The following is a 15,440-nucleotide window of genomic DNA, read 5'->3' as shown; positions in this document are numbered from 1 at the left end:
GGAGTATTAGGCAGAGGATATTACGATGTGCGACACAAAAGCCGAAACAGTAGCATTCACCAATACCTCAAAAGCAGCTGACGCTTCAGACCAGCCGATACAGGTCACAGCGCCAGCTGCCTCGTCTGGCAACTCCGCACTACAACGTCATCGCAAGCCACGCCTCTTCTATTTGGACTGGGTGCGGGCGCTTTCCGTTCTGTTGATCGTCGTCACTCATTTCAACAATCCGTTTTTGGCCAATAAGCCGATTTTCGTCAATTCGCCATTCGGCATCTACATCGGCAGCCTCGGTGTCTCGCAGTTCCTCATCATTTCAGGCGCCGCGCTGATGTACAACTATGAGGACGAAGAACACCTCAATCTGAAGGTCTTTTACTGGAAGCGCTTCAAATCCATCTACCCGATGTTCTGGATTGCCTTCATCATCGCCAATGTCTATCTTATGATTCATGCCGGCGTCATTGCAGCTCGAGCTCCTAAATGGACCTTGATTCTTTCCGCGGTTGGTATGGACGGTTATCTTGCCAACGCCGGTTTCCATACGTTCTATACGCTCGGCGAATGGTTCCTCGGCTTCATCGTCCTGTTCTACGTCATTTTCCCGATCCTACGTTACGGTGTTAAAAATCACCCATGGGCTACAGCTGCGATCGGCCTTATTCTTTATGCGTTGACACTCCTCCTTCATATCCCCGTTCACCATATGCCTCAGGATTTGCTCTTGACCACGCGCTTGCCTGAATTGCTGTTCGGCATGTATTTCGTCAGGTTCATCAAAAAAGTTCCGCATTGGCTTGGCGGCGTTTCAGTGGTGCTGCTGGTACTGCAGCAGATCTTCAAACCGGTCAAAGGCGATCTTGCCGTCACGCTGGTGGGTCTCTGCTTCTTCCTGTTCCTCGTTTGGATCAGCCAGTGGCTTGATATCCGCCCGATACGCAAGATCATCGGCTCGCTTTCGAAGTATTCCTACGCTATTTTCCTGGTTCATCACCAAGTCATCATCCAGGTATTCACCGCCGTCAATCCCGCCACTTTGAACCCTATCGGCGCCTATATCCTCTTCTTCGCAGACTTCGTCATCATCATGGCTTTGAGTGTGGCGCTGCAGGTACTCAATAAAAAGACACTTGCTTACGTAAAAGCGATGTTCGCTCGTCCATGGCGTGAACGGATCACACAATAAAGATGACGCAACTCGCGGGTAGCTCCTGCGCATAATCTATAAGGGCAACGAAAGGGCGGTTCGCAATCCTTGCGGGGAATGCGAACCGCCCTTTCAAAGTCAGCAGAATCGTTCTATAAAAACCTGCCGCTACTTTTCCGCCATAATCTGACGAATCTTGGTGTCATCGCCCCAAACGGCCGGCGAATCATACGGACGGTCCGGGAAAGCACCATATTCCAGCTTGATGTCAAGATTGTTTTCCTTGATATAGCCTTCGACGCGTTCGGCCAAGGAAACCGGCTTGCCGCTGCAGCAATTGATGATTCCGTTGACCTTGTCCTGCGAGACGACGGCCGCGATCTGAGAAGCCAGCACATCGACGTTAATAAAGTCATACTTGTTCTTGCCCATGGTGAACGGGAACGTCTTCTTGCCGTCCTGCGCCGCCTGAAGCAGCTTCGAGAAAATCGAGCTTCCACGCAGATCATCGCCGACGATGTAATAGGCGCGAATCCACTGGGCCACGGCGTGATGCTCGTCAGCCAACTGCAAAGTTGCCGAACGCAGCGCGTTCTTGGCAATGCCGTACATCGAGGCCGGAGCACACGGCGTCTTCTCGTCGATCGCGCCTTCCCAATAGCCGACTTCATGCATCGTGCCCATCACGGCAATCTGCTTCAAACCACTGTCAAGCATTTGCCTGATAAAACGGTAATGTCCCGACAAATCCCCCATATGCGCATCGGAATTGTGCTTGAAACCGTCGCGCCAAGCCATATGCAGGCACACATCCGGGCTTCCGAGCTTTTCGAACAAGTCATCGTCAGGAGCAAAAAGATCAATCGCGACCTGCTTGGCGCGCGGGTCCAAATCCCGAGGATGTCTGTCGGCAGCAATGACTTCCTGACCGCCGTCCAACAGCGCCTTTACTACATGCCGGCCTATATAGCCACCGGCTCCGGTTACAAGAATTCTTTTCGACATAGTTTCTTAGTCTATCAGCGTAGGCGTAACATGATGCCCCAAGTTTGTAGAAGAAGTTCGGTTTTTCACAAATCAACCATGACTCATGCGCTACAGTTCTATGCCAGAGCTTAAAATTAACTTGTTCGCATGTTTACTCATACCAAACAGCAAAGGTATCGGAAAGGTCACGATGACAGCAGAATCTGAAATCGTCTCACACCCAGGCAAAAGCAGGGGGTTATTGGACGTACCTCATTACCTTTACCTGCTTGATTTGCTGGTAAAGAAAGAGGTAAGGATTCGTTACCGCGGCTCCTGGCTCGGTATGGCGTGGACCTATGTCAAGCCGCTTACCCAGTTCATCGTCTTCTACGTGGCCATGGATGTGTTCATGGGCATGGGGCGTGCCGGAAATATCCAGACCTACCCGGTCTATCTGTTTGCTGGCGTTATCGTCACTAACTTCTTCACCGAGGCGTTCGGCAACTGCACACGTTCGATTCTCGGTAATTCCGGACTTATCCAGAAAATCTACCTGCCGCGTGAGCTGTTTCCGCTGGCCTCGCTGAGAGTGGCATTCGTCCATTTCTTCCCACAGCTTGTGGTGCTTATCATCGGTGCCGCGCTCATGGGTTGGCGCCCGGACATCAAAGGCCTGCTCATTGCCTTCGCGGGGCTCGTTTCGATTTGCCTGTTCGCATTTGGCTTGGGTCTGCTGTTCGGCTCCATCAACGTTTTCTATCGTGATGCGGAAAACATCACGGATCTGGTAGCCATGATCACCGTTTGGGCCGCTCCATGCTTCTACACTTGGCAGATGGTCGCCGCCCACGTTCCATGGTGGGTGCTCGAGCTCTACTATGCCAATCCCATCGCCATCTGCGTGGAATCCTTCCACCGTGGTTTCTGGTGGGGAGCCACCGACAGGACATTCCAATTTGCAGGCGCTTGGCCGATGCGAATCGGAGAAAGCCTCCTCGTTTCGTTGCTCTTCCTCATCATCGGAGAGCTGACCTTCAAGCATCTTGAGGGCCGCTTCGCGCAGGAGATCTGACATGAAGAAACAAACAAATCCTAAACTCACGTTGCCACAAGGCGTGGCTATTCAGGTCAGCCACGTCTCAAAGCATTTCTCTCTGCGTGCCAATTCCTCCATCAAGGAATCAATCATCAAGCTGTTCACGCCGAAGAAGAAGCGGCACCACGACCAACTGTTCCATGCCCTTGACGACATTTCCTTTACCATCGGCGAAGGCGAAACCGTAGGCCTCATCGGCGTCAACGGTTCGGGCAAATCCACCATGCTCAAGATGATTTCCGGCGTGATGCAGCCTGACAGCGGCGACGTGCTGATTCGCGGCCGTCTGGCGGGCCTCATCGAGGTTGGCGCAGGCTTCGCCTCGGAACTTACCGGACGCGAGAACGTCTATCTCAACGGTGCGATTCTCGGCCTTTCGGAAAAGCAAATCGACGAACGGTATGATGATATCGTTGCCTTCAGCGGCATCGAGCCTTTCATGGACACCGAAGTGAAGTTCTATTCCTCCGGCATGTTCCTGCGTCTCGCCTTTGCCGTCGCGGTCTACAGCAATCCTGATATCTTCCTGATTGATGAAATCCTCGCCGTCGGCGACGAAGCCTTCCAGCACAAGTGCATCGAACGTCTCAAGGAACAGCAGAAGCAGGGCCAGACCATGGTCATCGTCTCCCACAGCGAAGGCCAGATCAAGGAGCTTTGCCAGCGTTGCATCGTCCTCTCCCACTCCCACGTCATCTTCGACGGAGAACCGGAAGAGGCTTTCAACGTGATGCGTCAGAACCTCTAGTGTCATCATAGAGAAATTTAGAATTCACTCAATTCTTATTGCTTGAAACTATTTCCGTTTCTCTTTTCATGACTCGACACCCGGTAAGTGCCGGTATTGTTTGGAGATATACATCGGTCGTTCTGTTTCTTCACTCTTAAGGCTAAACTGGTAGCCATGACTGAAGAATTTCAACCTAAGAACATCATCGTCACCGGTGGCTGCGGTTTCATCGGTTCCAACTTCGTACATTACGTGGCGAAGAACCACCCGGAGACCCATGTCACCGTGCTCGATGCGCTGACCTACGCCGGCAACATCGAGAACATCGCCGGCCTGCCTGAAGATCAGGTCGAGTTCGTGCACGGCAACGTGTGCGACGCCGAGCTGCTCGACAAGATTGTTCCCGGCCACGACGCCATCGTGCACTATGCGGCCGAGTCGCACAACGACAACTCCATCATCGACCCTGAGCCGTTCATTCAGTCCAACATCGTGGGCACCTACCGCCTGCTCGAGGCCGCGCGCAAATACGACGTGCGCTACCATCAGATCAGCACCGACGAGGTCTACGGCGACCTCGCGCTCGACGACCCGCACCGCTTCACTCCGGAGTCCCCGTACCGTCCGTCCAGCCCGTATTCCTCCTCCAAGGCCAGCGCCGACATGATGGTCCGCGCCTGGCACCGCACCTACGGTCTGCGCACGACGATCTCGAACTGCTCCAACAACTACGGCCCGTACCAGCATGTCGAGAAGTTCATCCCGCGCCAGGTCACCAACATTCTTGACGGCATCCGTCCGAAGCTCTACGGCAACGGCCTCAACGTGCGCGACTGGATCCACACCGAGGACCATTCCAGCGCCGTATGGACCATCCTGACCAAGGGCAGGATCGGCGAGACCTACCTGATCGGCGCCGACGGCGAACGCAACAACCTCGACGTGCTGCACGACATCCTGCGCGTCATGGGCCAGAGCGAGGACGCGTTCGACTGGGTGCGCGACCGCCCGGGCCACGACCGCCGCTACGCGATCGATCCGACCAAGCTGATGACCGAGCTGGGTTGGAAGCCGAAGCACACCGACTTCGCCGAAGGCCTCAAAGAGACCATCCAGTGGTACACCGACAACGAGAGCTGGTGGAGGCCCGCCAAGGCAGCCACCGAGGCCAAGTACAAGAAACAAGGCCAATGATTTCGTATCACGCGCTGCCCGCAAGGTGTGGCGCGTTTTGTCTTCATCAAAAGTTCGGCAACATACATACGTAAACGAGGTTGGATATGTCATTTGATTTCGAGAAGGACCTGAGGGTCACCAAGACGAACATCCCGGGGCTGCTGGTGTTCGACCTGCCGGTGCACGGCGACAACCGCGGCTGGTTCAAGGAGAACTGGCAGCGCGCCAAGATGACCGCGCTGGGCCTGCCCGACTTCGGGCCGGTGCAGAACAACATCAGCTACAACGACAAGAAAGGCGTCACCCGCGGCATCCACGCCGAGCCGTGGGACAAGTACATCTCGATCGCGGCCGGCGAGATCTTCGGCGCGTGGGTCGACCTGCGCCCGGGCGAGAGCTTCGGCCAGGTGTACACGACCCGTCTCGACCCGTCGCGGGCGATCTATGTGCCGCGCGGGGTGGGCAACAGCTTCCAGGCGCTCGAGGATGGCACGGTGTACACGTATCTGGTCAACGCGCACTGGTCTTTGGAGCAGAAGAGGACGTACACGTTCGTCAATCTCGCGGACCCGGACCTCGGGATCGACTGGCCGATCCCGCTGGATCAGAGCGAGCGCAGCGAGGCCGACCTGCACCACCCGATGCTCAAAGACGCCAAACCCATGGCCCCCAAACGCACACTGGTCACCGGATGCAACGGACAGGTCGGCCACGCCATCCGCAAGTATGTCGACGAACATCATCTCGACAGCTTCGAATTCGTCGATTCGGATACGTTCGATATCACCAATCCGGCCGTTTACGGGAACTATGACTGGGACCTCTACGGCACCATCATCAATACCGCGGCTTTCACTGCCGTCGACAGGGCCGAGACCCCGGCCGGACGCAAGACGGCATGGAACACGAACGTCAACGGCGTCGCCAACCTGGCCAAGGTAGCCACACGCCATGGCATCACGTTGGTCCACATTTCCAGCGACTACGTATTCGACGGGACCGCGGAACAGCACACGGAGGACGAGGGCTTCGCGCCCCTTGGCGTCTACGGCGAGACCAAGGCCGCCGCCGACGCCATCGTCTCGACGGTCCCCCGCCACTACATCGTCCGCTCAAGCTGGATCGTAGGAGACGGCAGAAATTTCGTCACCCGCATGCTCGGTCTTGCCGAACAGGCTGCCGAAACACAAAAGCAGACCGCACAGGCCCCCAACGATCAAACCGGCCGCCTGACCTTCGTCAGCGATCTGGTCAAGGGCATCTTCCACCTGCTCGACACTGACTGCGACTACGGCACTTACAATCTCACCGGTTCCGGCCGCGTGGCTTCCTGGTACGATATCGCCGCAAAGATCTTCGAGCTCGAAGGCGTCGATACGAAATATATCGATGCGAATTCCGTGGATACATACGCCGCCCAGACCGGCGGCTCCAAGCGCCCGCATCACTGCGCGCTCAATCTTTCCAAGATTCGCCAGACAGGTTTCGAGCCTACGGACTGGGAACAACTTTTGGAAAGCTATCTCGCCAATCACAAACGCAATCAGGACTAAGGAGACGTTATGAAAGGCATTATTCTCGCCGGAGGTTCAGGCACACGTCTTTATCCGTTGACGACAGTGACCTCGAAGCAGCTGCTGCCCGTCTACAACAAACCAATGATCTACTATCCGATGAGCGTGTTCATGCTCGCCGGGATTCGTGACATCCTGGTGATCTCCACACCGAAGGACCTGCCGAATTTCGAACGTCTGCTCGGCGACGGCAGCCAGTTCGGGCTCAACCTTTCCTATAAGGTCCAGCCCAGCCCTGATGGACTCGCCCAGGCATTCATCATCGGCGAGGACTTCATCGACGGCGATTCCTGCGCACTGGTGCTCGGCGACAACATCTTCTACGGCAATGGCCTGAGCCAGGTGCTCAAGAAGGCCGCCAAGGTGCAACACGGCGCATCGGTATTCGGCTACTACGTCGATGACCCGGAACGCTATGGCGTCGTGGAGTTCAATAAGGATCACAAGGCGGTCAGCATCGTTGAGAAGCCCGAGCATCCGGCCTCGAATTATGCGGTGACCGGCCTCTACTTCTACGACAATCGCGTGGTCGATTTTGCCAAGCAGGTCAAGCCTTCGGCCCGTGGCGAGCTGGAAATCACCGATCTCAACAAGATGTATCTTGAAGACGGATCGTTGAACGTGCTGACGCTGAGCCGCGGCTACGCCTGGCTCGACACCGGCACCATGGATTCGCTCTATGAGGCCGGCGAGTTCGTGCGCACCGTCGAGCGCGCACAGGGCCTGCCGATTGCCGTCCTCGAGGAAATCGCCTACGAGAACGACTGGATCAGCCGAGACCAGCTGCTCGAAGCCGCGCACAAGTACGGCAAGAGCCCCTACGGCCAGCACCTGCTGCAGGTGGCCGAAGACAAGATTCTCGCCTCGGATATCTAAATTTTTTTATTATGCCGTTCGCAAGATAGGCACAAAATAAAAATGGGTTGGGACCCGAACCAGTGATTCGGATTCCAACCCATTTATTTGCCACAATGGAGTAAAGCTTTATAACAGATTTTCAGACTCCAAATGTATATGTTCGGGTATCGGCAAGCCTGCCATCCGAAGTATGGAGCTCGTAATGTGTCCAATAGACCCCACGCCGCGGCTGCCAAGTAGCCCACTGACCAGAGAACTGTGAAACCCAACGCTTGGCGTTGTAGTCATAAATCTTCACCACATATCTGGCCCGAGGATCATTTGAGCTCATGCCGAGCAGGATACCGTTGCTACGGTAACCCGCATACGTTCCCGTAATCGCGGCATAACCTGCCGAATAACGGAATGCGATGGTTTTTGTACCAACGAGATGATGATTTCCCGCCTCACGAACCTCAAGGTGCAACCAATAATCACCGGGTTCGGCAGCCCAACCAGCCCAATTGGCGCCATTCCAATCGGCGAAAGTGGTCCAGACATGAGTATTCACATTGTATGATTGCCATTTGTATTGCAGGTTTCCCGGGCCATTAACGGCGGCGCCTACAGCGATATCCTCCTGACGAACCTGCCACAGAAGATTGATCGTACTTACATAGTTATAGTTGCCAAATGCATTTGCATCAACGTTGCCAATACCGGGGATATTGTTGTTATCTGCATATTGCCAGCCACGGTCATTGGTCGGATAATTAAAACCTGTTCTGGCGCCATAGCTCGCCACCCAACGAGTCCTTGAATGGATATTACCGGTATTCAGAGCAGTATTGAGATAGTAGGTGTAGGAATATACAGAGACGTTGCCATAACCATTCGTTTGAACAGCCATGAACCAATTGTTGACAATATCGTCATAAACAGCCGGACTCGTAGGCGGAGCATGACCCTCCCATGTCCAGTTTTCAAGATCATAATAAACCGGATAACTCAAATCTCCAGGATTTACGTGAAGTTGGTTCTTAAGTTTATTTACCGTATCAAGGCCTTCCTGCCTTGCAGAGCTCCAATCGTAAGCGTATGAATACATGTAAATCCCAAAAGGAATACCTAGTCGTTTGCATTCATTGATATTGCGCTGTGCCTGATAATCAAGCCTATTGCCCCAGCCAAAACTGATGCGGATGATGGCTCCTTCAACTCCGGCACGCTTAGCGGTTTGCCAATCAATGGTGCCCTGATGCTCGGATACATCCACAACGCCTTTGGCCTGCTGGGCGAAGAGTTTGCCGCCGCGCTCAAAGAACGATGGGGTGTTGTTATAACTACCCCAATACGCGCCATACTGATTGTTCTGCAGGGCGGCATTGCGGACGCTGCCGTTAGGTGCTTTTGCTGTGCCAACATAAGCTGTGTCATTTGCCTTTGGCTCAGAATGCCGAGAGACAGCCGAGGCATTATTCTCGGTTGCAGAAGAAGAATCACCGCTCGTTGAAGCCTCAGAAGAAGCATTACCGTTGCCGGGAATGTCGGACGGTGAAGACGAAGTCGAAGCACCAGCACCCGTGCTGCTGCCGTTGTTTGCCGAATCCGCGGCATTGGCATCACCGCCGTTCTGCTGGACGGCCTGCTTCACCTCGCTGGCCTCAACCGGAATGAACCGCTTGCCGTCGGTCTTCGCCAGCGGATCGGCGGGCTTGTCGGGCGTACCGACCAACTTCGGGTCGGTGACGGGTTTGCCGGTTTCTAGATTCTTGATCTGGCCGTCCTTGGTCACGGCTAGATCCTTGGAAACCACCGTCGCGTCATCGGGCACGGCCGCGCTGACCCTGTCCGGCAGCTTCTGGCTTGGATTATCGGGCATGGCATCGTTCGACGTATCGGCCGCCGGCGACACCTTCTGGTTGCCGATGGTCTTCAGACCCGAATTGCTGCCCTGCGCACCCGGCGCTGCGCCCGAAGCCACGGAGCCAATACCAGCCGAGCCCAAACCGCTCAGGTTCGTGTCGCTCGCAGCCTGAGCCGGCACGGCGGTCAACGCCAGCCCCAACACCGGTACCGCCAGTGCAGCCGCAAGCTTGATAGCTGCGTTCATGCATCCGTCTTTCATCCTGCCACCCATTGAACAAGCACGCCTCAATGGGAAATCCGACTTGCCTGCGTTTGCCGCATCCCCATTGCGCAATGGCTTCCGCTCTGACCTATCTGCCATCTTTGTACTCTTATTCCATCTCTATCCGACGAAACGAGCACTGTTCTTTTCCAGGAGCAGGCTCGTCTGATTACCTGCAATAGTAATGTCAAGAGAAAAGGCACAAGCATATGCAGCCGAATTTTAGCGAAATCATAACAGTTAGGCACATTTCTGTTAAGAATTCGTAACGGTAGCTTAGCGACCTGTCGAAATGCGCTTGTCCCGAAAAACACAGCTGTGAAGTTGTCATCCGCCACTCACCCCTCATCAGCGGCCTTGCCCTCAAGCACCCTGTCATGGCCGGAATCGGGTGCGGCGAACACCACGAAACGGCAAGGCAGGAACCGTATACCAAAGAAAGAAATCTTTTTCAAAACCGATATATGCTACCCGATTCTATACTAAATCGAACATTTTAAATGTTAACTTTTGGGCGTTCCTGTTCCATCAATTCATCAACTGCATATTTTTTTGTCGGAATTCCGGCAAATAATGGCAATCTTGCCACATTCTATAGAACACAAAACTCCGAGCCAACGTTCATGTGCTACACTGAATGAGTCGGCACGTCAAAGTGTCGGAAAAAATGAATGAGTTATTCGCATAAAAACGGTGTTCACTATAACATCCGTCAAACACAATAACTTGTGTCTATTGACAATTAAGTCGATAGGAAAGGAATGCATCATGGCAGATGACAAAACCATCGTCGTCGATCCGGGGCTGTACGGCCAAACAGCAGCCGAGAAAACCGCAGAAGCCAACAAGGTAGCCCGCAAATTCGGCATCGGGGACGACGCCCTTGCCAAAGTCGAAGATTTCAAGAAGGAACTGACCGACCATAACGCTTGGGATTTGCCGTTTATGGGCTATATCGACGAGGACGGCTACGGCTATGCCTACGTCCCCGACAAGGCCATCGCGCCGCCGAACTGGGACGCGCACGCGGCTTTCAAGTCCCTGCCTTACGACGCCCAGACCGCGTTTGCGATCCGTATGCTCTTCACCCACCGCGATGTCGACCGTTACGGCGCCACGATGTTCCTGCACTATGAGCGCAACTTCGACATCAAGTTCAAGGAAGACTGAAAACAACTAGTCTTTGCAAATGCGATAACGCTATGTTCGCTGGCACTCTTTTCCATTGGAGGGTTTCGGCGAGCATAGCGTTATTTTGTATGCCTCGACCAATTAAGAGAGCACGGAATTAGCGGCCGCAGCCTATCGAACCTGCACTTTTTTCACGTCACTGCCCAAAACGTGCAGTTAGCGCCATCCATAACGCACTTTTCGCGTATTACCGTCAAAAAAGCGCACATTACGCCCCGCAACACGCACACTTCACACATTACCGTCAAAAAAGCGCACATTGCGTTCCCCAACTTGCACACTTCGCGCATTACCGTCAGAAAAGCGCACATTACGCCCCGCAACACGCACACTTCACACATTACCGTCAGAAAAGTGCAGGCTGCGTTCCCCAACTTGCACTTTTCTGACGCTGGCTTATACAAAAAACCATTGAACCGCCACGCCGACGACCGGGGGCTTGCAAACCTCGCGGGCTCATGGTATTTTAGTTAAGTTGTGTGTTGTGGAGTCTGCTTGCAGGCTTGGCAATATGCATGCTGGAGAATTCGCCTAGTGGTCTATGGCGCACGCTTGGAAAGCGTGTTGGTGTAACAGCCTCACGAGTTCGAATCTCGTATTCTCCGCCAGCGCGAAACCCCTTGATTTTCAAGGGGTTTCTTCATATTCGGGGGTTCCTCGAAAATGATCCTCTATTATTACCTTGTTATTACCACGAAATAGCTGAATCATACCTTTGGCAAAAATGTGGGTCACCGACCGAAGCCAATGACCCACACAATCAATAAAACCATAAAACTGACGGCCGGTAAACGCTCAGTACATAATCTCTTGGGAAAGAATCGCGTGACGTGCAAGCGCTGCCTCTCGGCGGCGGTGTCTGTAGGACGGCAGTCCCGTAAGCGACGCGTGCCGAACCGGGAACGGACGGCGCGTAGGACGAAGCACACGGCTCAAGACCGCGGCGATGAGGCCGATGACGAGGAGAGAGATGGTGGTCAATATCGCCAAGATCACGGGATCTCCTTTGGCGTTATTGGGGTCGGGAATCGGGTCCGGGATGGGTTGGCGGGTGCCGGTGATGACGAGACGCTGGGTGTTGACGCCGTAGGGCGTGCAGGTCATCAGCGTCACCAAATCGCGGCCGGGAACGACCTTATATAAATGGGTATCGCTCGGGTCGATGACGTGACGGTCGACCACCCGATAGCCCATGGTGCGGTTGAGGGTCTGCACATAAAACACATCGCCGGGGCGCAGCTCGTCGATACGCGTGAACAACAGTGCCGTACTCAGGCCGCGGTGGCCGCTTAAGACGGCGTTGGTGGATTTGCCACCCACCGGTAGGCTCGTGCCGTACAGATGCCCAACGCCTTTGAGCAGCACATCATCGGAAGTGCCGTGATAGATCGGCAGATTCACCGAGACCTTGGGGATACGAATGGTGCCCATGATGCCGGTGCCGTCGTTCAAAAGCGACTGGTATTCCGCGTCTTTCTCGCTCTGCGGCTTGGGTTTGTGGACGGTTTTGGATTTTTTGCCGTTCGTGCCGGAACCACCGGACGCCCCGGAAACACCCGCACTGGCCGCATCGGCAAACGGATCGGCGAATTCGCCCAAGGTCGCCTGCCCCGAGTCCGCGACCTTCTTGTTGTAGGACTGAGCGCGACGATATTCATCGATGGTCTTGCCCTGCGGCCACTTCGCGATGCGGTTGACGGCGGCGTTGACCTCCTGGTTCTCGCGGTAGGCGTGCACCAGCCAGATGGTCGGGAACCATGAAATGGCCACGACCAGCGCCACCAGGCAGCAGACGATCAACATATCGATGATGATGGCGAGCCTGCGGCGCCATGGGCTGATGCGGGCCGCACTGCCATCGATAATCGTCTCGAACATCTGCAATCCCAACGGCAAGGCGTTTCGGCTACCTCTGCCGCCCACGTCACGCAGCATCATGCCGCCACCCGGATTGCCGGTAGCAGCGGTGCGATTCGTTGACACCCGTCTCTTGCCGCGCATACGCTTCCACATACGTTCCTGCGCACTTTCATGGGCCCGATGCCGCCCACGGGACCGATGCAGTCCACGAGACCGATGTCGCCCACGGCCTGAATTGCCGGTTATCGACACAATCGTCACCTCTTTTCCTGGCTTACACCTGCCAATTCACACGTGAATCGGCAATACATAACAAGTAAGGAGACGGACCCGTTACCGAATCCCGTCTCCTACAAATCAGCGGACTATCCGATTGATGGCGTTGGTGTCGCCTCCCCTGAAACGTCAGAGGAAGCGACAACGCCAGTGATATCCGTCGCTACCGGCACTACTGGCGAATCTTGCGACGCGCGGTGATGAGCAGCGCGGTGAGCACCATCAGCGCGACGACGACGAGCAGGCCGAGAATCGCGCCCGCGCCACCGGTCATCGGCAGCTGCGAGATCGAGGTGACGTTGCGCACCACGATGGCGTTGGTGTTGTTGGCGCTCTCGACGACAGTTGCGGCCGGAGCCCAATCAATGGTCGTACCATCGTGGATGCCGTCGGTGAACAGAGTCGTCGCGTCCTTGCTGGTCAGGCCCCAGAAATCGCCCTTGGTAACCTTGACCTGGAACTGGACGTCGCTGGTCACCTTGGCATCGGACGGACGCGGAGTGGTCTTATCCACGGAAAGCTTCACCTGGAAGTCCGGCAGGAAGGAGTGGGAATAATCCGTCGCCTCCTTGGTCTGCGCGATCTGATAGACACCTTCACCGAGGCCGGTGACGGTGATCTTGCCCTTGCTGCTTGCGTCCAGCGTCGTGGACACCGTGCTATCACCCTCCTTCGGGGCGATGACCTTCTTGTAGGAGCCGTCGGCGAGCTTGCGGAAGGAGATGTTCCCGCTGTCGTCCTGGGTGGACGCACCCTGAGACACGGACTTGATCGTGAACTGCGCACCGGTGAGTGCGGTGCCGTTGAGCTTGTCGGCGTTCAGCAGGCTGAAGTGGCGGAAGTGGATCTTCGCGCCCGTTCCGCCGTCGGTCGGCGAAACGGAGGCCACGGAACCGTTGTCGGCACCGGAGTTCACGGCACCGCCGTCACCGGCGGTGGCGGCCGCATTCTTGGTCTGGTCGTTGACGTCGTTGGAATAGGAGAGCGAGACGCCGTTGGACAGGCCGTCGTTCTCATCGGCGTTGTCGTTGACGGTCATCTCGTAGGTGACCACGATCGGATCCTGCCAGGTATAATCCTTGCTCATGATGATGGAGGAAAGATCGAAGTCGATGAAGTCGGTGTCGCCCGTGCGGCCAGCGGCGCTGGATGCGCCGGTCTTGACCGTGTAATTCTTGGCATCCACCGGCTGGTCGTTGATGGTCACCTTTTCGCTGCCCTGCTTGTAGGTCAGGCCCTTGCCAGGGGTATCGACCATCGTGTAGATGAAGTGGTCGAAGCCGGTGGTCAGCGGCACCTGGCCGGTGAGCTGGTACTCGACGGTTCCGCCGATCGAAGCGTCGGTGGACACAATCATCTTGTCGATGGTCGGGTTGTAGCTCTTCATCTCGATGCTGCCCAGCGGATCGCTCATGTCTGCCATCTGGGTGTACTTGGTGTTTGCATCGATGGTGATGCCGGTGCCCACGAGCATCGGGATGGAGTTGGAGTTGACGCCGGACTTGGTGCTGGCGCTCGTCGCTTCCCCGGTCACGTCCTCGACCACGTAAAGGCCGGGAGCAAGACCCGAAATGGTGACGGTCGACTTGGAAGTATCGCTGTCGGTCTTCACGTCTTCCGGCTTGGTCGCAGCCGCCTTCTTCACCAAATCGGAGAAGTGGGTGGTGCCATGCTCGGCCTTGGCCAGAGCAGTGACGAACTTACGCAGGTTGCCGTCGCGGCCCCAGGCATCGGCCTTGGCGCCGCTGTTGGAAACCTTGTCCTCGTCGGTGCCGGTGTTGGAGTGGTAGCCGAGCCACTTGGAAGCGACTTCACCGACCGGGTTGCCCTTGTACTTGGCGTCCTGCTCAGCGGGCTTGATGACACTGTCCAGAGCAGACTGCGCAAGGTCCTTGACGTCGGCGTTGGTCTCGACACCGATCTCGCTGAGCTTTGCGCCGTTGGCGCTGGCGTAGGCATAGTCGCCGATCTTGACGGCGGCGAAGCTGTGGCCGGTCATCGAAGCGCTGTCGCCATGGATGGCGATGGTCTCCTGCTTCGTGGTCGGCATAGTGATGCGTGGATCGTCTTTGGTCGAGATATCGACCTGACCAGCTGCGTTAGCGACGCCGAACGGTGCCAGCGCGAGCAGCGTGGCCGCCGTAAGTGCGACCCCCGCCGCACGGCGAATCGTCTTATTAAACAACATGGAAGGATACCCTTTCTTATTGGTTTCTTTTTCATTCCATAACGGTCCAAACGCTCAAACCGCAAGGCGGCGGTCATGGACCAAATCTTTCGTGCATCGCTGCGTTAATGGTTCAGCAATGTATTCGTTTATGCAGTAATCGTTATTTATTTGTCTTATTATTGCGGGAAAGGCAACGGGAAGACTCTGCCGTCTCCTCGCCACCGCTTGCCGGCCGTGAAGCCGAAAATCGTCTGGCATCTGCGTTGACATGCAACGCAAGCCG

The 15,440-nt window shown here is 55.6% G+C and carries 11 protein-coding genes and 1 tRNA gene; 8 read left to right on the top strand and 4 right to left on the bottom strand.

Features of this window, described 5'->3' with window-relative positions:
• Positions 1-25 precede the first annotated feature (25 nt).
• Positions 26-1,186 carry an acyltransferase gene (locus OZX64_RS01110; RefSeq protein ID WP_277173203.1) on the top strand — a complete coding sequence of 387 codons (1,161 nt, stop codon included), beginning with the start codon at positions 26-28 and terminating at the stop codon, positions 1,184-1,186.
• A gap of 129 nt (positions 1,187-1,315) precedes the next feature.
• Here the strand turns inward: OZX64_RS01110 and OZX64_RS01105 are convergent, their stop codons facing one another.
• Entirely contained in the window at positions 1,316-2,152 is an 837-nt protein-coding gene (locus OZX64_RS01105; RefSeq protein WP_277173201.1) for an NAD-dependent epimerase/dehydratase family protein, read from the bottom strand.
• A gap of 172 nt (positions 2,153-2,324) precedes the next feature.
• Between OZX64_RS01105 and OZX64_RS01100 the strand changes: the two genes are divergently transcribed.
• From OZX64_RS01100 to rfbA, 5 genes are all read left to right on the top strand, one after another.
• Positions 2,325-3,188: an ABC transporter permease gene (locus tag OZX64_RS01100; protein WP_277173199.1), complete on the top strand. Its 864-nt coding sequence runs from the start codon at positions 2,325-2,327 to the stop codon at positions 3,186-3,188.
• 1 nt (position 3,189) lies between these two features.
• Entirely contained in the window at positions 3,190-3,960 is a 771-nt protein-coding gene (locus OZX64_RS01095; protein WP_277173197.1) for an ABC transporter ATP-binding protein, read from the top strand.
• A gap of 156 nt (positions 3,961-4,116) precedes the next feature.
• Entirely contained in the window at positions 4,117-5,136 is a 1,020-nt protein-coding gene (gene rfbB, locus OZX64_RS01090) for a dTDP-glucose 4,6-dehydratase (protein ID WP_277173195.1), read from the top strand.
• A gap of 86 nt (positions 5,137-5,222) precedes the next feature.
• Positions 5,223-6,671 (top strand): bifunctional dTDP-4-dehydrorhamnose 3,5-epimerase family protein/NAD(P)-dependent oxidoreductase, encoded by a 1,449-nt coding sequence (locus OZX64_RS01085; RefSeq protein WP_277173193.1) that lies wholly within the window; start codon positions 5,223-5,225, stop codon positions 6,669-6,671.
• Positions 6,672-6,680: 9 nt separating this feature from the next.
• Positions 6,681-7,568, top strand: a complete 888-nt coding sequence (gene rfbA, locus OZX64_RS01080) for a glucose-1-phosphate thymidylyltransferase RfbA (RefSeq protein WP_277173191.1) — start codon at positions 6,681-6,683, stop codon at positions 7,566-7,568.
• Positions 7,569-7,689: 121 nt separating this feature from the next.
• Here the strand turns inward: rfbA and OZX64_RS01075 are convergent, their stop codons facing one another.
• The gene (locus tag OZX64_RS01075) at positions 7,690-9,642 is read right to left on the bottom strand and encodes a GH25 family lysozyme (protein ID WP_277173189.1); all 1,953 of its coding nucleotides are present in this window, start codon (positions 9,640-9,642) and stop codon (positions 7,690-7,692) included.
• Between the two features lie 786 nt (positions 9,643-10,428).
• Between OZX64_RS01075 and OZX64_RS01070 the strand changes: the two genes are divergently transcribed.
• Positions 10,429-10,830 carry a glycerophosphodiester phosphodiesterase gene (locus OZX64_RS01070; RefSeq protein ID WP_277156451.1) on the top strand — a complete coding sequence of 134 codons (402 nt, stop codon included), beginning with the start codon at positions 10,429-10,431 and terminating at the stop codon, positions 10,828-10,830.
• Between the two features lie 541 nt (positions 10,831-11,371).
• Positions 11,372-11,459 (top strand) — tRNA-Ser (locus OZX64_RS01065).
• 187 nt (positions 11,460-11,646) lie between these two features.
• Here the strand turns inward: OZX64_RS01065 and OZX64_RS01060 are convergent.
• A complete protein-coding gene (locus OZX64_RS01060) occupies positions 11,647-12,834 on the bottom strand; it encodes a class C sortase (RefSeq protein ID WP_277173187.1) in 1,188 nt (395 codons plus the stop codon).
• 325 nt (positions 12,835-13,159) lie between these two features.
• Positions 13,160-15,175, bottom strand: a complete 2,016-nt coding sequence (locus OZX64_RS01055; protein WP_277173185.1) for an isopeptide-forming domain-containing fimbrial protein — start codon at positions 15,173-15,175, stop codon at positions 13,160-13,162.
• Positions 15,176-15,440 lie beyond the last annotated feature (265 nt).

It is taken from the genome of Bifidobacterium sp. ESL0704 (assembly GCF_029392075.1).
Classification (GTDB): Bacteria; Actinomycetota; Actinomycetes; order Actinomycetales; family Bifidobacteriaceae; genus Bifidobacterium.
This window is presented reverse-complemented; position numbering and strand designations above follow the sequence as displayed.